Source organism: Streptomyces aurantiogriseus, assembly GCF_014649375.1.
Lineage (GTDB): Bacteria > Actinomycetota > Actinomycetes > Streptomycetales > Streptomycetaceae > Streptomyces > Streptomyces aurantiogriseus.
In genome coordinates this window covers 232,102-250,108 of the sequence record NZ_BMSX01000014.1, presented here as the reverse complement: position 1 = coordinate 250,108, position 18,007 = coordinate 232,102, and the positions used below count along the sequence as shown (strand labels likewise).

The following is an 18,007-nucleotide window of genomic DNA, read 5'->3' as shown; positions in this document are numbered from 1 at the left end:
GGGGCTCAGCGGCTCCGTCGGGACTTCACCGCGTGCTGCGGGGTGATGTGGTCGGTCAGCGCCAGGGAGGCGCTCGCGCGCTGGTAGGAGAGCTGGGCGACCCGGACGTAGAGGCAGTCGATGAGGACGAGCACGGAGTGCCGGCCGCCGATGCTGCCGGTCCGGAAGCTGGTCTCCGAGGAGGACGAGATGAGCCGGATGTCGGCGGCCTTGGCGAGCGGCGAGCGCGGGTCGGAGGTGAGCGCCACCGTGGTCGCGCCGCGCTCCTTGGCCAGCTCGAAGGGTTCGATGGTCTCCCGGGTGGCCCCCGAGTGCGAGATGCCGATGGCGACGTCCGCCGGGGTGAGCAGGGCGGCGGAGGTGGTGGCCGCGTGCACCTCGGTCCAGCCCCGCACCGCGCAGCCGATGCGGAACAGCCGGGTCTCCGTCTCCTGCGCGACCGCGCCGCTGCCGCCGACGCCGTAGACGTCGATGCGCCGGGCACGGGCCACGGCCTGGGCCGAGCGCTCGATCGCGTCCAGGTCGATCCGGTCGATGGTCTGCTGCACGGCGCGCAGATCGGCGCTGCCGACGACCTGGACGACCCGCTCCAGGCTGTCGTCGGGTGAGATGTCCGGGCCGATCTCGGCGCTGCCCCACTCCGAGGACTCACCACGGCCGCGCTCGTGGGCCAGCTCGATCAGCAGGTGCTGGTAGGAGTCGAGGCCGATGGCCCGGCAGAACCGAGTGACGGTGGCCTGCGAGGTGCCGGTGCGCCGGCCCAGCTCCGCGGCCGAGCAGTGGGTGACGGCGGCCGGATCCTCCAGGATCAGCTCGCCGACCTTGCGCAGGGAGCCGGCCAGCCGGGGCAGCTCGGTGCGGATCAGCGTGGTGACATCGGTCGAGGGCATGCAGAGAAGGTAACAGCCACCCGCGGCGGTGGTCCCTGAATACCAGGACCGGATCTCCTCACGCATCGCCGGGTGAACTGGGGCCATTGCCCGCCACGCCGAGCGTGTGGTTCAGTGATTCACTGATAGCCATGTATGGGGTGGTTCAATCCACCAGTGGGGAGTCTCAGGTGTCCGTCGAGTCCGCCAACGAGTCCGCCAACGAGTCCGCCAACGGGGCCGTGACCGAGCCGGTGAGCGCCGACCGCTTCGCGCGCGAGAGCCTGGGCGTGCTGAACCGCCTCGCCGAGTCCGCCCGCGCCGACGTGAGCGCCGCCGCCGGCCTGATCGCCGACTGCGTGCGCGCGGACGGTGTGGTGCAGGCCTTCGGCACCGGCCACTCCCAGGCCCTCGTCCTCGAACTCGCCGGCCGCGCGGGCGGACTGGTGCCCACCAACCGCCTCAGCATGGCCGACCTCGTCCTCTACGGCGGCGACCACCCCAGCGCCCTCGACGACCCGCTGCTCGAACGCGAACCCGGCATCGCGGTCCGCCTCTACGAACTCGCCGCCCCGCGTCCCCAGGACCTCTTCGTCGTCATCTCCAACTCCGGCGTCAACAACGTCGTCGTCGAGATGGCCCTGCACGCCAAGGAGCGCGGCCACCGCCTTCTCGCCGTCACCTCCCTCGCCCACACCGGGACCGTGCCGGCCGTCCACCCCAGCGGCAGGAAGCTCGCCGACCTCGCCGACGTCGTCCTCGACAACGCGGCCCCGCGCGGCGACGCCCTCCTCGAACTCCCCGGCGGCGGCGCGGTCTGTGCCCTGTCCACGCTGACCGGCGTGCTGCTGGTACAGATGGCGGTCGCCGAGACGGCCGCCCAGCTCCTCGCCTCCGGCGACCGCCCCCCGGTCTACGTCTCCGCCAACGTGCCCGGCGGCTTCGAGAGCAACCTGGAACTGGAGAAGCGGTACGCCGGACGGATCCGGCGCACCGCCGGCTGAGAGACCCGGGGGCTCCGCAGGTCCGGGGGCAGTGCGACCGCCGGCGGAGGCGGCGCGACCGCCGGCGGACGGGCACCGCGGCGATGTCTTCAGCCCCGGTAGCCCCGCAGCTTCCGGTACAGCGTGGCACGGGCGATGCCCAGGGCCGCCGCCGTGCGGGCCTTGTTGCCGCCGTGGCGGCGAAGGGCGTCCAGTATGGCGGCGCGCTCGGCATGCTCCATCGGGCTCAGCGGCCGGGGCGCGGGTCCCTCACGCACGGGGTCCGGGAGTTCGCTCCGCCGGACGGGTCCAGTCGTGCGACGGCGCTCGGCCAACGCGCGGACCAGGTGGGTGAGTTCGGTGACGTTGCCCGGCCACGGGTGCTGCTCGAGAGCGCGCAGCGCGTCCAGAGTCCAGGTGAGCGGGGGCTGTCCCGCGGAGGGCCTGGGAGCCAGGGCCGTGAGCAACTCCCTGATGTCCTCGGGCCGGTCGCGCAGCGCGGGGAGGGTGACCGAGCGTGCTGCCAGGGTGTCCAGGAGCCGTTGGAGACAGGGGCCCGGCGGCGTTCCGGGGGTGTAGGTGACCAGCAGAGGTACGCCTGGATGCGCGGTGAGCAGCGAGTTGAGGGCCGCTGTGCCGGGCTGCGCGAGACGCTCCACATGGCGGAGGAGGAGCGGGCGACCGTTCAGCAACCCGCCGAAGTCGGCGGGCGGTTCACCTTCCGCCGCGTCCAGGACGAGGGAGCCCGCCACCAGTTCGCGTGCCAGCGAGGTCTTCCCGGTGCCGCGCTCGCCGACGAGGAGCAGGGGCTCGGAGGACCTGGTCAACTCCCTCGCACGGCCGACCGCATGGCGCCAGGGCACCGATCGCCCGGCCAGTCCGACGTCGGGCCGCGCGGCCGGCGTCACGGCCGTGTGCCCCACCTGCTCCAGCACGGCGACCGCGCCGACCACCGAACCCTCGTGGGGCACAGGGGTGACGGTCGCGGTAGACCCCGTGCCGTCCGGGAGCCGGATGCGGTACGAGGCCGAAGGTGCCGGGCCGGCTGCCGCTCCGGACCCGTCGGAAGGGCCGGTTGTCGTATGCGGGCCCCTCCCGGCCGAGCCCCGGAGCAGGGCGACCGTGCTCCGCTCCAGCGCCTCCAGCCCCTCCGGCGACAGCAGCTGTCCCGCCGCCTCGCTGACGAGCCGGTTGCGTCCGTCGAGGGCGACGACCGCGCGTCCTCGCTCTCCCACGGCCCGCAGATACGCGTCCAGCAGGACCCGTTCCGCCGCCCGCGACCGTGCGAGGAGTTCCGCTTCGACGGCGATCGCCGCGGCCTCGGCGAGCGGGGCGCCCGGATGCGGTGCGCACTCGGCGCACAGCCGGGAGGTCACGGTCACCGTGCCCAGCGTCTGTCCGGTCTCGGGCGCCCGGATCGGCACGCTGACCGCCGAGAGGTCCTGCCACGAGTCGAGGAAGTGCTCGGGGCCGTGCACCTCGGCGCGGCGGCCGGTGTGCCGCGCGAGGGCGGCGCTGTTGTGGCCGACCAGCTGCTCGGAGAGGTCGGAGCGGGGGTGGTCCGGCACGCTTCCGGTGATCCACAGGACCCGCAGCCGCTCGTCGGTGAGCAGGAGCGCCGCCTGCCCGGTGTCCAGGGCCGGGGCGATGCGTTCGAGTACGGGCCGGGCCGCGGCCAACAGAGGGGAGTCGGCCGGCTGTGCGGAAGGCCGGCGGGCGTCCGGCACCGGGTCCCGCACGTCGTGCCGCACACCGAAGAACCGGGCACGCTTCCATCCGGCCACGACTTCTTCCGGTATCCCGTCCGGCAGTTGCTGTCCCTGCAGGAACAGTTCGCGGGCCCTGCGCAGCGCGGCGAGCGGAGGGCGGACGGAGGGGCGCTCTGCGGTGGTCACGGCACCGCTCACCCTACCGGGAGCGGTTGAACACGCAACCACCGAGTTCCCTCCGCGGCGCGCCCGACGCACGGTCTCTTGTCGAGGCCCCGACGCACTGTCTCTTATTGAGACACCCACGCTCCCGGAACCGCCTACATGATCTTGAACAGTCGGCGCCCGTCCTCATCCCTGGAGCGTTCCCCCGTGCACACCGTCGAGCCCGATGTCGTGACCGACGTACTGATCGTGGGCAGTGGCCCCGCGGGCGCCTCCGCCGCGCTCGCCCTGAGCACCTACGGCGTACCGAACATCGTCGTCACCCGTTACGCGAGCCTCGCCGACACGCCCCGGGCGCACATCACCAACCAGCGCACCATGGAGGTGCTGCGCGACCTCGGCGTGGAGCAGGAGGTCGTCGCGAAGGCCACGCCCCAGCACCTGATGGGCGACACGACCTTCTGCACCAGCCTCGCCGGCGAGGAACTCGGCCGGGTCCGCTCCTGGGGCAACGACCCGCTCGTCCAGGCCGCGCACGACCTCGCCAGCCCCACCCGCATGTGCGACATGCCCCAGCACCTCATGGAACCGGTGCTCGTCGACGCGGCGGTCGCGCGCGGCACGCAGCTGCGCTTCAGCACCGTCTACAAGTCCTTCGTCCAGGACGCAGACGGGGTGACGGTCACCGTCGAGGACCGGCTGCGCGGCGACGAGTACACCATCCGCGCCCAGTACCTCATCGGCGCCGACGGCGGCCGCTCGCAGGTCGCCGAGGACGCCGGGCTGCCCATGGGCGGCCAGATGGGTGTCGCCGGCAGCATCAACATCGTCTTCGACGCGGACCTGTCGAAGTACACCGCCCACCGGCCGTCCACCCTGTACTGGGTGCTCGCCCCGGGTGCCACCGTCGGCGGCATCGGAGCGGGCCTGGTGCGCTGCGTGAGGCCCTGGAACGAGTGGCTGATCGTCTGGGGGTACGACGTGACGGCGGGCGCCCCCGACCTGACCACCGAGTACGCCGAGTCCGTCGTCCGCAAGCTGGTCGGCGACGACGAGATCCCGGTGACCATCAAGTCGTCCTCGGCCTGGACCGTCAACGAGATGTACGCCGAGACCTACTCCAACGGCCGCGTCTTCTGCGCAGGTGACGCCACGCACCGCCACCCGCCGTCCAACGGCCTCGGCTCCAACACCTCCATCCAGGACTCCTACAACCTGGCCTGGAAGCTCAAGCTCGTCCTCGAGGGCACCGCCTCCCCGAAGCTGCTGGACTCCTACACCGCCGAGCGCGCCCCGATCGGCAGGCAGATCGTCACCCGCGCCAACAAGTCCATCGGTGAGACCGCCCCGATCTTCGAGGCGCTCGACGGGCTCTCCCCGCAGACCCCCGAGCAGCTGTGGGCCAACATCGCGGCCCGCAAGGAGGACACCGAGGCGGCGCAGAAGCAGCGGACGAAGCTGCGCGAGGCGATCGCCTTCAAGGTGTACGAGTTCAACGCGCACGGCGTCGACCTCAACCAGCGGTACACGTCGGAAGCGATCCTCCCCGACGGCACCCCCGACCCCGGCTTCGACCGCGACCCCGAGCTGTACCACCAGCCCACCTCCCGCCCCGGCGCCAAGCTCCCGCATGCCTGGATCACCTCGGGCACGCGCACCCTGTCCACGCTCGACACCGTCGGGCAGGGCCGATTCACCCTGATCACCGGCATCGGCGGCGCGGACTGGGTACGGGCGGCCGAGGCACAGGGGCCGAAGATCGCCACCGTCGTCATCGGACCCGGTCAGGAGTACGAGGACCCGTACGGGGACTGGGCGAGGCTCAGCGAGGTGGCCGACGGGGGAGCGCTCCTCGTACGGCCGGACGGATACGTCGCTTTCCGGCACGCGACGGCGGCCGCCTCCGGCGAGGAGGCCGAGCGGTTGCTGACCGAGGCGGTGCGGCGCATCCTCGGGCATGCCTGACCGGAAGGATCCCCGGACATGACCACCGCATACACCACCCACCTCACCGAGGCCGTCGTCGACAGCCTCAAGGGCACGGCCGACCCCCGGCTGAGCGAGCTGCTCGCCGCCCTCACCCGCCACCTGCACGCCTTCGTCCGTGAGACCGAGCCGACCATGGCGGAGTGGGAGCAGGCGATCGACTTCCTGACGGCGACCGGGCAGACCTGCACCGACACCCGGCAGGAGTTCGTCCTCCTGTCGGACGTGCTCGGCGTCTCGATGCTCGTCGAGACGATCAACAGCGACGGCCGCGGGGACGTGACGGAGTCGACCGTGCTCGGCCCCTTCCACATGACCGAGTCCCCGGTCCGTGAACTCGGCGCGGACATCGACCTGGTCGGCGGCGGAGAGCCGTGCGTGGTCAGCGGGCGCGTGCTGTCCCGGGACGGCACGCCGCTGCCCGGCGCGGTCCTCGACGTCTGGCAGGCGAACGCCGAGGGCTACTACGACGTCCAGCAGCCCGAGGTCCAGCCGCCGGGCAACGGGCGAGGGCTGTTCACCGCGGACGCCGAGGGCCGTTTCTGGTTCCGCACCTGTGTGCCGAGCCCGTACCCGATCCCCACGGACGGCCCCGTCGGGGACCTCCTGCGGGCGACGGGCCGGCACCCCTACCGCCCGGCCCACATCCACTTCATCGCCTCGGCCGAAGGCCATGCGCCGGTCACCACGCACATCTTCGTGGCCGGCAGCGACCACCTCGACTCGGACGCCGTGTTCGCGGTCAAGGAGAGCCTCGTCCAGGACTTCACCGAGACCGACGATCCGTCTCTGGCGCGGGAGTTCGGCGTCCCGAACCCCTTCCGGCACGCGCGCTTCGACCTCGTACTGAATCCGTCCCGGTCATGAGGGGGTTCGTCCACGAGGCTCAGCCCATGCGGGTCGTGCTGCGGCCCGGCGCCTCCGTGACCGCGACCCCGGACGAGGCCGAACGGCTGGGACTGCGGCGGCTGTTGGTGGTCAGCGGGCCGCGGGGTGCCCGGACGGCCCTGGCCGTCGCGGACGCGCTGGGCGACGCGTGCGCAGGGCTGCACGCCGAGGCCCGTATGCATGTGCCCGCGGAGGTCGCCGACCGTGCCGTCGAGGTGGCGCGCGCCGCCGGCGCCGACGGCTGCGTGGCCGTCGGCGGGGGCTCCGCCATCGGCCTCGGCAAGGTGATCGCGCTGCGCACCGGCCTGCCGCTGGTCGCCGTGCCGTCGACGTACTCCGGCTCCGAGATGACCCCCGTCTGGGGCCTGACCGAACACGGCGCCAAGCGCACCGGCCGCGACCCGTCGGTCCTGCCGCGCAGCGTCGTCTACGACCCTGAGCTCACCCTGTCGCTCCCGGTGGCCCTCTCCGTGACCAGCGGCATCAACGCGGTGGCGCACGCGGCAGAGGCCCTGTACGCGCCGGACGCCTCGCCGCTGGTGTCACTGATGGCCGAGGAGGGCGTACGGGCCATGACGGGCGCACTGCCCCGAGTGGCGGCCGACCCCGCGGACCTGGACGCCCGCGGTCGCGCCCTGTACGGAGCCTGGCTCTGCGGTGCCGCCCTCGGCGCGACCACCATGGGCCTGCACCACAAGCTGTGCCACGTCCTCGGCGGCACCTTCGGACTGCCGCACGCCGAGACCCACACCGTGGTCCTGCCGTACGTCCTCGCCCACAACGCGCCCGCCGCACCCGAGGCGATGACGGCGCTCGGCCGTGCCCTGGACACCGACGACGCCCCGCACGCCCTCCAGCAACTCTCCGGCCGTCTCGGCGCACCCCGCTCCCTGGCCGAACTCGGGCTGAAGGAAGCCGACTTGGCGGTGGCGGCGCGCGCGGCGGCCGGTCAGGCGTACCCCAACCCGCGCCCGGTCACCGTGGCGGGCGTCCTCGACGTACTGACAGCGGCGTACCAGGGCGACCGGCCGCAAACGAAGCCCAGACCGACGAGAACCGACCCGAACCGATGAAGACGGATGAAGACCGAAAGGTGAACACCATGCCCCTCGGACTGCTCCGGCGGCGACTCAGGGGTGCCCCCGCAGGCGCCGCGGGCCCCACGCTCCCCGTCCCGGCCGGCGGGGGTGTCGTCCTCCGTGAGGTCCTGGACCCGGTGAACCAGCCCCTGGGCGCCGCCGAGGTGACGGTGACGGAACTCCGCAGCCACCAGGTCTCGGTACGCGGCACCACGGACCCGTACGGCTTGTTCCTGGCCGTCCTGCCGCCGGGCAGCTACAGCCTGCTGATCGTGGCGGAAGGGCTGGAACCACACCGTGAGACCGTCGAGGTCGTCGCCGACTCCGGCCTGTCCCCGCAGCGCGTGTGGCTGCAGCCGGCCCGGCAGGCCGAACTCCCGGTCCCCGGCACCTGGCTCTTCGACCCGCCGCACACGGCGATCCGTTTCATCGCCAAGCATGTCGGCATGGCTCATGTGCACGGCCGCTTCGAACGTTTCGAGGGCGGCATCCAGGTCATGCAGGAAGTGGCCGATTCCCGGGTCCATGTGCGCATCGACGCCTCGAGCATCAACACGGGCAACAACACCCGTGACGCGCACCTGCGTTCGGCCGACTTCCTCGACGTCGACACCTTTCCGTACATCGACTTCCGCAGCACCCGCTTCGCCTACCGGGGCGGCAGCAAATGGACACTGCTGGGCACCCTGACCATGCACGGCGTGAGCCGGTCGGTGGCGCTGGACACGACCTACCTGGGCATGGTCAACGGCGGCTACGGCGAGGAACTGCGCTGCGCCGCCCTGGCCAAGACGGAGCTGCACCGCGAGGACTACACGCTCAACTGGCGCTCGATGCTGGCGCGCGGCATCGCGGTGGTCGGCCCGACGGTCCAGTTGGAACTCGACATCCAGGCGATGTACCGCACGCACGACACACCGACACCGCCGGAGTAGGAGCGGGCCTCGGCGCGGTTCCGTCAGCCCTTGACGGTTCCGGTGAGCACACCGGTCCTGAAGTCCTTCTGCATGAACGGGTAGACCACGAGCAGGGGGACCAGGGTCAGCACGACCACGGCCATCTGCAACGACAACGGCGCGGTCTCCGCGTGGGCGTTGCCGAACCCGCTGTTGACGGAGCCCGGCAGGCCGTTGCCGCGGTTCACGAGAAGTACTTGCGCTGCTCACCCCGCTCGATGATGCCGGGACGGTTGTGGTCGTAGGCCAGCAGGGCGTACTCGCCGATGACGACCGGGATGCCGCGCGCGACGAAGGTGTTGTAAGCGCGGTCGAACGTGGCGGTGAGGTCCTGCTCCGAGGTGGCGTCGAACCGGGTGTAGCCGGCGATGTTCACGCTGAACGGCCACCAGCCGTAGATGTGGATGGTCGTGGCCACCATGGGATCGCGCAGGTCGGCCAGTTCGGCGGCCAGCGCGTCGAGCCGGCCCTGGTCGGCGTTGGTGTACAGGGTGGGCAGCACGAGCAGGCGTGTGGCGTTCCCGCCGCCGGACTCACGGACGATCCGATGGAACACCCTGTTGAGTTCGGCCAACAGCCGGTAGTTCTCGTCGTCACCGGAAGTGCCGCTGAACGTGGGCTCGTTGATGCTTTCGAGCACCAGCCTGGACGGCTCGTCCCGGAACTCCGCCGCGATCTGGGTCCAGGTGGCGCTGTACCGGGCGAGCACGGCGTCGTGATCCGTGGAGAGGTTGTTGACCCACATCCACGAGTCGTGGTGCATGTTGAGCAGGACGTACAGGTCCTCGTCCAGTGCCCAGTCGACGACCTGCCGCACCTTCGCCATCCAGGCCGGGTCGATCGGGTGGCCGGGGGCGGCGCCCTGATGGATGCCCAGGTGACGGGCAGTCGTATGCTCTTGAATCCCTGCGACTTGACCTTCTTCAGGAGCTCCCTGGTCACGGGCGGGTTGCCCCAGGAGGTCTCGTCGGGGATGGCGTCGTAGGTGTTGCCCAGATTCCAGCCGGGCTGCATGGCTGCCACCGCGCTGCGGGCGGCCGGGGCGCTGGGCGGGGGTACGGGTGGATCGGCGGCCTGCGCGGTGGCGGGCGCCAGCGGAAGCAGGGCGATCGCCGGGAGGAGCGCCGCCAGTCTCCGCGGGGGGCGCGACGACCGGCGTCGTCGCGGAAGGAATCTTGCCAGTCTCCTCGTCATCGCGTGCACCTTCCGGTTGGGGGCGGCCCCACCTTGGCGGGTCCCTGCCAGACGCGTTCGACACGTGCGGTGTGCTCAAGTCGGCCGATGTGTGAGCCGACGAGGGAAGGAAACTTTCGCTGGGTGCGGCGGAGAAATTAACATGAAGAGGTGCCCGAGGCCACAGGTTCGTCGGTAAGAGGTGCCAGAATGGCCGGGCACACCACACGACGCTGTTGACCGGCTTTCGCGCCAGGCCTCCACCGGGCGCGAGCGGTTCGATGATCGGGAAGGCGACCTTGGCGGACCACACAGCTGACGGGCCGGTGGACAAGGACGGCGGGCAGGGCGACACCTCCCGGCCGGTCACCATCGCGTTCATCGCCGAGTCGGCGGGGGTGTCCGTCCCGACCGTGTCCAAGGTGATCAACGGAAAGTCGGGAGTCTCCGCGGACACGCGGGCGCGGGTCGAGGCGCTGGTCAACCAGTACGGCTACCGCAGACCCGCGGGCGCCAACCGGAACAACGTCGTGGAACTCGTGTTCCGCGAGCTCAAGCACATGTGGGCGGTCGAGATCATCCGGGGCGTCGAGCGGGTGGCCCGCCAGCATCGTGTGGGCGTCATGGTGTCCGAGTTCGGGCTGCACGACACGGACCCGCCCACCTGGGACGACACCGTCTCCCGGCGTCCGAACTGCGTCCTGTCCGTGGCCCAGCTCTCCGAGGCCGAGCGCGAGCAACTGAAGGCGAAGGGTATCCCGTTCGTCGTCTTCGACCCGGCCACGGAACTGCCGGACGACGTCCCGTTCGTGGGTGCCACCAACTGGTCCGGCGGCCGGGCCGCGACCCGCCACCTCACCGCAGCGGCCCGCAGGACCAGCTGTACTGCTGCGCCCGCCTGGACGGATACCGCTCCGCGATGCGGTCCGCCGGCCTGCCGGTCGATCCGGAACTCGTCGTGCACGCGCCGCTCACCCGTGAGGACGGCTGCGCGGCGGCCCGTCCCCTGCTGGCCCTGCCCGACCGTCCGACAGCGATCTTCACCGCCAACGACCTCCAGGCGCTCGGCGTCTACCAGGCGGCACGCGAGGCCGGCCTGCGCATCCCCGACGACCTCAGCGTCGTCGGTTTCGACGACCTGCCGGTCGTGGCCTGGATGGACCCGCCCCTGACCACCGTCCACCAGCCCCTGACCGAGATGGCCGCGGCCGCCACCGAGCTGGCACTCACGCTCGGCCGCGGTGAGGAGGCCCCGCAGGTCGGGCTGGAGATCGCGACCACCCTGACGGTCCGGGCCAGCACGGCTCCACCCAAGAGCTGACCCCGCAAGGCCGATTCCTCCTCGCACCACTGCGTCGGCGCCCCGCAGCCAGTCGGCTGGGGGCGCTTCTGCGTGGGGTCATTGACCACGGTGGTGACCGTCGCTAGCCTCCGGGAAACTATCCATGCAGAGGAGAGAAACTTTCGTGGTTCTGCCTGTGCCCGAGACGGACAGCACCTTCAGCAACCCTGTGATCCCCGGCTTCCATCCTGATCCGTCCATCTGCCGGGCGGGCGAGGACTACTACATCGCGTGCTCCAGCTTCGAGTACTTCCCCGGCGTGCCCGTGTTCCACAGCCGGGACCTGGTGCACTGGACCCAGATCGGCAACGCACTCGACCGCCCGAGTCAGCTGCGTCTGCCCCAGGACGCGGCTTCCTCAGGGGGGATCTACGCGCCCACCCTGCGCTACCACGACGGCCGCTTCTGGCTGATCGTCACGAATGTGAGCGGCGACGGCAACCTGCTCTTCACGGCCACCGACCCGGCCGGCCCCTGGTCCGATCCCATCCGGCTGCCCGGGGTGCACGGCATCGACCCGGATCTCGCCTGGGACGAGGACGGCAACTGCTGGTGCACCACTGCCGGAGTCGGGCAGGTCCGCATCGATCCCCACACCGGGGAGACGCTCGGCCCGCCGCGCCGGCTCTGGTCCGGCACCCCCGGCGCCAAGGCCCCGGAAGCGCCGCACCTGTACCGGATCGGCGACTACTGGTACCTGCTCATCGCCGAGGGCGGCACCGAGCGGTGCCACGGCGTCTCGATCGCCCGCGGCCGTACGCCGACGGGCCCGTTCGAGCCGTGCCCGGCCAACCCGATCCTGACCCACCGGGGCACCGACCACCCCATCCAGAACACCGGTCACGCGGACCTGGTGCAGGCGCCCGACGGCTCGTGGTGGATGGTGCTGCTCGGCGTGCGGCCGGGCGGTGGCACGCCCGGCTGGCACGTACTCGGCCGGGAGACGTTCCTGGTGCCGGTCGACTGGGTCGACGGCTGGCCGGTCGTCGGCGCACTCTCGTCCGTCATGCCCGCGCCCTCCTGGCCGCTCCAGCCCCCTGCCGCCGAACCGGTCCGGGACGACTTCGACGTCAGTGAGCCGGCCCCGCGCTGGATCTCGCCGCGTCACCGCCCTGCGGAGGACTGCACCACCAAGGAACGGCCCGGCTGGCTGACCCTGAACGCCCGCGGCGGATCGCTCGACGACGCCGACGTGACGTTCGTCGGCCGGCGCCAGCAACATTCGTCCTGCCGGGTACGAGCCCTGGCCGACGTGGCGGAAGGACGTGGTGGCCTGGCCGTCCGCCTCGACGAGCAGCACCACTACGAGATCGAGGTCTCGTCCGGCGAGGTGCGGGTGCGCGCCCGCATCGGTCCGCTGGGCACAGTCGTGGCGGCCCGGCCGACACCCCCCGGCCCTGTGGTCCTCCGCATCGAGGTGACCGCCGTGCACACGGTCGACGACGCACGCACCGGCCCCGATCAGGTCTCGATCGGCATCGAGGAACCGGACGGCACGTTCGTCGAGCTCACCTCACTGGACGGCCGGTACCTGTCCACGGAGGTCGCCGGCGGCTTCACCGGCCGGGTCATCGGCATGTTCGCCTCAGCCGGCTCCGTTCACTTCGACTGGTTCGACTACGAGCCGCTCGTCTGAGGAGCCACCACGCGGCTGGTGATGAACCGCTCCGGGTCTGCTGGAACCTCCGTCGCTCCCGGAGCGGTTCGTCCCGGAAGATCGCCGAGGCCACGCCCCGTCGGGGGTGAGCGCGCGGAAGACGGGATCCAGGTTCAACCGGGCGGATGAACGATCCGGCGGTGCCCGAGACCGGCGAGGTGACCGACGACCAAGGACGCGCCCTCGATGTCGTCGTCCGCCACCGTGTCGTAGACCGGAGAGGTCCCGTGCCGGCCGACGACGACGGTCGGCACGGACGAGGCGACGCGTTCGAGGTGGGCGCGCGACGACACGGGCGCGATCAGGATGATGCCGTCCATACCGCGGTCGATCATCGCCTCCGTGACGCGGGCCTCCTCCTTCTCCCCGTTGCAGCCGGGCCCCAGAAACACCTGGTACTCGGTCTCCTTCAGCGAGGCGGTGATCCCGTCGAGGATCTCGGGGAAGAAGGGGTTGCGGATGTCGGGCAGCATCACGCCGACGGTGTACGTCTGCCCACGGAGACCTCTGCCGCCCGCGTGCGGCCGGTAGCCCAGCTCGTCGATCGCCCGGCGGACCCTCGCGCGCATGTCGGGGCCGGCTCCGTACGCGTTGCGCAGCACCTTGGACACGGCGGTCGTGGACACCTGGGCGTGACGCGCGACATCGACGATGGTGACGCGGCGGCGTGGTGCTGGTGGCTCCATCCGGGTCCTTCCCCGTGGGAAACGTTGCCGCCGTGTGTACGGCGGGCCGTGCAGCTCGGTAGGTGTCACGTAGAGGCTGCGCTGTGCGAATGCCGTAACAATCATGCAGCGTGCGCGGCATCTTGACGTCACGCGGGACCCTCTCTAGGGTCTGGCCACATCCTGTGGGAAACGTTACCCACCCGCTCCGCGAACCACCCGGCCCGGCATCGGACCGACCACCCCGGACGACCGCGCTCCTGTGCACCCAGCGCTGATCGGAGCCCTGACCCGGCATCCGCACTGAAACGTTTCAGAAAGGAGCTCCCCGGTGACCCCGGCCCCGCACAGACAGCGTCCGGACCGCGCACGCCGACTGCACGGCCGGCTCCTGACCACCGCCCGGATCACGTAAGAAGACCGAAGGGATGCAGGTGTGAGCAATGCGCGACACGACGCAGACGGCGCCGCCCGTGATGCCGAGAACAGTGACCGTCCCGGCGGCGGGGGAGTCCGCCGCCGGAGCGTGCTCGCGGCGACGGCGGGCGCTGTGCCCGTAGTCGCCGGCGCCGTGGGCGGCGGAAGCACCGCGCACGCGGCAGCCTCCCGTCGCACGGGAGATGCCGCGGTGTCCGGGCTGACCGTCGAACACCGCACGAACCCCCTGGGCGTGGACGCCGCCCGCCCACGCTTCGGCTGGCGCATGCGGTCGTCAGCCCGTGGCCGGAGCCAAGGGGCGTACCGGATCCTCGTGGCGAGCTCTCCGGACAAGCTGACCGCCGCTCGTGCGGACGTCTGGAACAGCGGCCGTGTCCGCTCCTCCGACTCGGTGGCCGTCCGCTACGCGGGCAAGCCGCTGCGTGCCTCGACCCGCTATCACTGGACCGTCACGGTCTGGGACGCCGAAGGCCGCCCGGTCGGTAGCGCATCCCCCTCCTTCTTCGAGACCGGCCTCATGAGCACCGACGGCGTGGCCGGCTGGGACGGCGCGCAGTGGATCGGGATGAAGGGGAAGACCCCCGGCTCACCCGGCGCACCGCTGCTGCGGACGGAGGAAACCCCAGGGACGGCGAGCACCGCGAAAAGCCGGCCCAAGGTCCGCGAGGCACGGCTGTACGTCTCGGCCCTCGGCGTGTACGAGGCCCACGTCAACGGGCACCAGGTGACCGTTCCGCAGGACGGCGGCACCACGACCGAGCTGCTGCCCCCGGGCTGGACGAACTACGACGCGCGCGTCAACTACCTGACGTACGACGTCACGGAACTCGTGACGCGGGAGCGGGCGGTCACCCTCGCCTTCGTCCTGGGCAACGGCTGGTACAACGGCCGCGTCTCCGACGGCAGCACGTACTACTCGGAGGACGGCAACGCCCTGGCGGTCAAGGCCAAACTGATGATCCGGTACGCCGACGGCACGTCGCGGACGGTCGTCACCGCGCCGGACAGCGGCTGGAAGGCCACCGACACCGGCCCCTACCGCGCCGACGACATCTACGACGGCCAGACCTACGACGCCCGGATGCAGCTGCCGGGCTGGACGGCGCACGGTTTCGACGACTCCGCCTGGTCGGACGTGGAACGAGTCGCCTTCGAGGACAGGTACCCGGACGTCCGACTCCTCGCCTACCCGGGCGAGACCGCCCGCCTGATGCCGAAGTGGGACCGCCGGCCGCAGTCGATCACCGTCGCCACCGGAGTGACCGGACAGGACGGCAGGCCCAATGGCAGGGGGCGCATCGTCGTGGACCCCGCCCGGACGGTGACCGACCCCGCCGAGGCGGCCTCCGCCTCCGTCACGATCGGCAGCGGCGAGACGGCCGTCTTCGACCTCGGCCAGAACATGGTCGGCGTCGCCCGCTACAGCCTGCGCGGCCCGGCCGGCGCCCGGGTCGAGTTCAGGTTCGGCGAGATGCTCAACGACGACAGCGTCGGCGCGGACGGCCCCGAGGGCTCCGTCTACCGGGCCAACCTCCGCAGCGCCAAGGCCACCAGCACGTACATCCTCAAGGGCGACCGGCGCGGCGAGACCCATCAGGACTCACTGACCTTCTACGGCTTCCGCTATGTGTCCGTCACCGCGACGGACACCGTCACGATCACCGGCCTGACCGGAAAGGTCGCCACGTCCGCCGTCCGCGAGACCGGCACCGTCACCACCGACGACCCCGACATCAACCAGCTGGCGAGCAACATCCGGTGGGGGCAGCGCGGCAACTACCTCTGGGTGCCCACCGACTGCCCGCAGCGCGACGAACGCCTCGGCTGGACCGGCGACACCCAGGTCTTCTCGGTGACCGGCCTGTACAACGCGGACGCCGGCGTCCTCCTCAGCCACTTCCAGGACACCGTCGTCGACTCCCAGACCCTCTACGGCATGGACAAGGCGCAGTTCACCGGGGTCGCACCCGGCGGACGGTACAACTTCCCCGGGGGCGGCAGCGGTTGGGCGGACGCCGGCGTCATCGTGCCGTGGACCGTGTGGCAGATGACCGGTGACGCGACCATCGTCCAGGACAACTGGCCGGCGATGACCCGCTACCTGGACTGGATCCGGGAGCAGACCGGCGACACCCACGCCGGACAGGGATCCCTCACCGGCGACTGGCTGGCGCCGCAGAAGACCAGCGCCCAGCTCATGAGCGACGTCTACTACGGCTATGCCGCGCAGCTGATGGCGCAGATGGCGCGCGCGATCGGCCGGACGGCCGAAGGGGAGGCGTACGAGCGGTTCTTCGGGCGCATCAGGCAGGCGTTCATCACCAAGTACCTCCGCACCGAAGACGGCCGCGTCACGGTGAAGTCCAGTCTGGGCGACGCCTCCCCGATCGAACCGGGCGCCGACCCCAACCAGAAGACGGAGGACAACAGCCAGTCGGCGCTGCTGTGGGTCCTCAAGCTCGGGTTCTACGAGACGGAGGCGCAGCGCCGCACGCTCGTCGGGCACCTGGCCGACAACATCGGCAACGACGCGGCGTACAAGGCCGCGCATCCGGACAGCAGCCGGGTCAGGTACGCCGAGAACACGCTGTCCGTCGGCTTCCTCGGCGTCAACGTCCTCGCCCCCGTCCTCACCGACGAGGGCCGCGCGGACCTGGCCTACAAGCTGCTGCACCAGGACGCGATGCCGTCCTGGCTGTACTCGGTGCGGAACGGCGCCACCACCGTCTGGGAGCGCTGGAACTCCTACTCCGAGGACGCCGGCTTCGGCCCGGTCAGCATGAACTCCTTCAACCACTACGCCTACGGCGCGATCATGGAGTGGATGTACGCCTACATGGCCGGCATCGCCCGCGACCCGGACAGCCCCGGCTTCAAGCACTTCGTTCTGCAACCCCACATCGATCCCACCGGCAGGATCACGCGGGTGTCCGGCTCGTACGAGTCGCCGTACGGCGAGATCAGAAGCGAGTGGGAGGTCGACGAGGAGGGCCGGACCCTGGTGTACGACGCGGTCGTACCCGCGAACAGCGAGGCGACCCTGCGCCTTCCGGCCGCCTCCGCCGATGCCGTTCATGAGGGACGCACGCCGTTGGCACGGGTGGACGGAGTGCGTTTCCTCGGCCATGCGGAGGGGGTGTCCTCGTACCGGATCCCGTCCGGCCGGTACCACCTGACCACCCGGCTGCACTGAACCGCGTGGGCCCATGAGTACGTGACAGGCGTGGGCAGCACGTGGTCCGCCCTCACCAGCCGGTTCTCGGCATCCGGCGGCCCCCGCCGTCGGCACGGTGGCGGTCGCCGCCGAGCGCTCGCCCGAGGGGGCGGTGGTGCCGGTGACGGACGGCTGCGGCGGCATCCCCGAGGAGGACCTGCCGCGCGTCTCCGACACCGGCCGCCGCGGCACCCACGCCCGTACGCCACCGGCCCAGTCGGTACTCGCCGGTGACGACGGGCTCCGGACCGCCGTACGCGGCGGCCGGGGCACCGGCCGTCTCGCCCACGGTGTGCGGCCCGCCGCTGCCGGTGTTGTGCATCGTGAGCACGCTCGCGGACCACTCCAGACCCGCGACCGCGCCGGGCCCGGTCAACCGCCCGGCACGTCATCAGTCCGTAAGGCCGGCGGGCTCGTTGAAGCCGACTCGCGGAGAGACGTCGAAAGCCCGCGGTCGTATGGGTTGCAGAAATATTCCGTCATCGGCGAATCATGGCTGTGTAATGTATTCGCAAGCGGGTAAAGCCCGGGCGTGCGCGTTCCGTGCAGAGGAATTCCGCCCGCAATGTGACCTTGCTCATGCGAAATTCTCGTGCCATCAGCGCAACTACGCGCATTTGCGAGATTTATCCCGCCCCGGTGATTCGGCCTCCGTCGAGGGCAAGGCGTCAGTGCCTTTCCAGCCTCCGCAGTTGACCCCTAGCATCGCTGCGTCCGCTCCGCCCCTTCCCCCCATGCGTTGCAGCGGCCCGGCTTTTCCTGCTCCCGTCAGGCCCGGAATGAGGTCTTCATGAAGCTCCGCCATGCCGTGGCGTCGGTCGCCGTGACCGCGCCGCTGTGCTGCTCACCGCGACCGCCGCATTCTCGACGTCGCCAATCCCTT

At 71.2% G+C, this 18,007-nt stretch carries 12 protein-coding genes and 3 pseudogenes; 9 read left to right on the top strand and 6 right to left on the bottom strand.

Going from position 1 to position 18,007, the window contains the following annotated elements; all coding sequences use genetic code 11:
• Nucleotides 1–5 precede the first annotated feature (5 nt).
• The gene (locus tag IE263_RS28275) at nt 6–890 is read right to left on the bottom strand and encodes a MurR/RpiR family transcriptional regulator (RefSeq protein WP_189940637.1); all 885 of its coding nucleotides are present in this window, start codon (nt 888–890) and stop codon (nt 6–8) included.
• A 170-nt stretch (nt 891–1,060) separates the two neighbouring features.
• On the opposite strand from IE263_RS28275, the gene IE263_RS28270 reads away from it, so the two are divergent.
• Nucleotides 1,061–1,873, top strand: coding sequence for a sugar isomerase domain-containing protein (locus IE263_RS28270; protein ID WP_373312094.1), 813 nt, complete (start codon nt 1,061–1,063; stop codon nt 1,871–1,873).
• 89 nt (nt 1,874–1,962) lie between these two features.
• On the opposite strand, the gene IE263_RS28265 is transcribed toward IE263_RS28270, so the two are convergent.
• Nucleotides 1,963–3,747, bottom strand: a complete 1,785-nt coding sequence (locus IE263_RS28265) for a helix-turn-helix domain-containing protein (RefSeq protein WP_229911200.1) — start codon at nt 3,745–3,747, stop codon at nt 1,963–1,965.
• Between the two features lie 186 nt (nt 3,748–3,933).
• Between IE263_RS28265 and IE263_RS28260 the strand changes: the two genes are divergently transcribed.
• The 4 genes from IE263_RS28260 to IE263_RS28245 are packed head-to-tail and all read left to right on the top strand — an operon-like array spanning nt 3,934 to nt 8,614.
• Nucleotides 3,934–5,691 (top strand): FAD-dependent oxidoreductase, encoded by a 1,758-nt coding sequence (locus tag IE263_RS28260; RefSeq protein ID WP_308430763.1) that lies wholly within the window; start codon nt 3,934–3,936, stop codon nt 5,689–5,691.
• A gap of 18 nt (nt 5,692–5,709) precedes the next feature.
• Nucleotides 5,710–6,579, top strand: a complete 870-nt coding sequence (locus IE263_RS28255; RefSeq protein ID WP_189940633.1) for an intradiol ring-cleavage dioxygenase — start codon at nt 5,710–5,712, stop codon at nt 6,577–6,579.
• Complete coding sequence (locus IE263_RS28250; protein ID WP_189940632.1) at nt 6,576–7,673, top strand: maleylacetate reductase; 1,098 nt, start codon at nt 6,576–6,578, stop codon at nt 7,671–7,673. Before IE263_RS28255 ends, IE263_RS28250 begins: the two co-directional genes overlap by 4 nt.
• Before the next feature lie 29 nt (nt 7,674–7,702).
• Nucleotides 7,703–8,614, top strand: coding sequence for a YceI family protein (locus IE263_RS28245; protein ID WP_189940631.1), 912 nt, complete (start codon nt 7,703–7,705; stop codon nt 8,612–8,614).
• A gap of 23 nt (nt 8,615–8,637) precedes the next feature.
• Here IE263_RS28245 and IE263_RS28240 read toward each other — a convergent pair whose 3' ends face one another.
• Both IE263_RS28240 and IE263_RS48805 read right to left on the bottom strand, forming a co-directional pair.
• Nucleotides 8,638–8,823, bottom strand: coding sequence for a hypothetical protein (locus IE263_RS28240; RefSeq protein ID WP_189940630.1), 186 nt, complete (start codon nt 8,821–8,823; stop codon nt 8,638–8,640).
• Complete coding sequence (locus IE263_RS48805) at nt 8,820–9,461, bottom strand: glycoside hydrolase family 5 protein (protein WP_229911199.1); 642 nt, start codon at nt 9,459–9,461, stop codon at nt 8,820–8,822. The genes IE263_RS28240 and IE263_RS48805 overlap by 4 nt, the downstream gene beginning before the upstream one ends.
• A 628-nt stretch (nt 9,462–10,089) precedes the next feature.
• Here IE263_RS48805 and IE263_RS28230 point away from each other — a divergent pair.
• Together IE263_RS28230 and IE263_RS28225 are read left to right on the top strand one after the other, a co-directional pair.
• Nucleotides 10,090–11,129 (top strand): annotated as a pseudogene (locus IE263_RS28230) (LacI family DNA-binding transcriptional regulator).
• Between the two features lie 124 nt (nt 11,130–11,253).
• Nucleotides 11,254–12,786 carry a glycoside hydrolase family 43 protein gene (locus tag IE263_RS28225; RefSeq protein WP_189940629.1) on the top strand — a complete coding sequence of 511 codons (1,533 nt, stop codon included), beginning with the start codon at nt 11,254–11,256 and terminating at the stop codon, nt 12,784–12,786.
• 134 nt (nt 12,787–12,920) lie between these two features.
• On the opposite strand, the gene IE263_RS28220 is transcribed toward IE263_RS28225, so the two are convergent.
• A complete protein-coding gene (locus IE263_RS28220; protein WP_229911198.1) occupies nt 12,921–13,493 on the bottom strand; it encodes a LacI family DNA-binding transcriptional regulator in 573 nt (190 codons plus the stop codon).
• A gap of 529 nt (nt 13,494–14,022) precedes the next feature.
• Between IE263_RS28220 and IE263_RS28215 the strand changes: the two genes are divergently transcribed.
• Nucleotides 14,023–17,103, top strand: coding sequence for an alpha-L-rhamnosidase (locus tag IE263_RS28215; protein WP_189940675.1), 3,081 nt, complete (start codon nt 14,023–14,025; stop codon nt 17,101–17,103).
• Nucleotides 17,104–17,185: 82 nt separating this feature from the next.
• Nucleotides 17,186–17,338: pseudogene (locus IE263_RS48800) on the top strand (two-component sensor histidine kinase); the annotation flags it as partial.
• On the opposite strand, the pseudogene IE263_RS28210 reads toward IE263_RS48800, so the two are convergent.
• Nucleotides 17,336–17,452 (bottom strand): annotated as a pseudogene (locus IE263_RS28210) (NAD-dependent dehydratase); the annotation flags it as partial. The pseudogenes IE263_RS48800 and IE263_RS28210 sit on opposite strands and share 3 nt — an antisense overlap.
• Between the last annotated feature and the right edge of the window lie 555 nt (nt 17,453–18,007).

Bases quoted from the DNA above. Each gene is read 5' to 3' on its own strand.
- IE263_RS28220 (WP_229911198.1), bottom strand. From the start codon at position 13,493: ATGGAGCCACCAGCACCACGCCGCCGCGTCACCATCGTCGATGTCGCG.
- IE263_RS28245 (WP_189940631.1), top strand. From the start codon at position 7,703: ATGCCCCTCGGACTGCTCCGGCGGCGACTCAGGGGTGCCCCCGCAGGC.
- IE263_RS28275 (WP_189940637.1), bottom strand. From the start codon at position 890: ATGCCCTCGACCGATGTCACCACGCTGATCCGCACCGAGCTGCCCCGG.
- IE263_RS28225 (WP_189940629.1), top strand. From the start codon at position 11,254: ATGCAGAGGAGAGAAACTTTCGTGGTTCTGCCTGTGCCCGAGACGGAC.
- IE263_RS48805 (WP_229911199.1), bottom strand. From the start codon at position 9,461: ATGGCGAAGGTGCGGCAGGTCGTCGACTGGGCACTGGACGAGGACCTG.
- IE263_RS28250 (WP_189940632.1), top strand. From the start codon at position 6,576: ATGAGGGGGTTCGTCCACGAGGCTCAGCCCATGCGGGTCGTGCTGCGG.
- IE263_RS28255 (WP_189940633.1), top strand. From the start codon at position 5,710: ATGACCACCGCATACACCACCCACCTCACCGAGGCCGTCGTCGACAGC.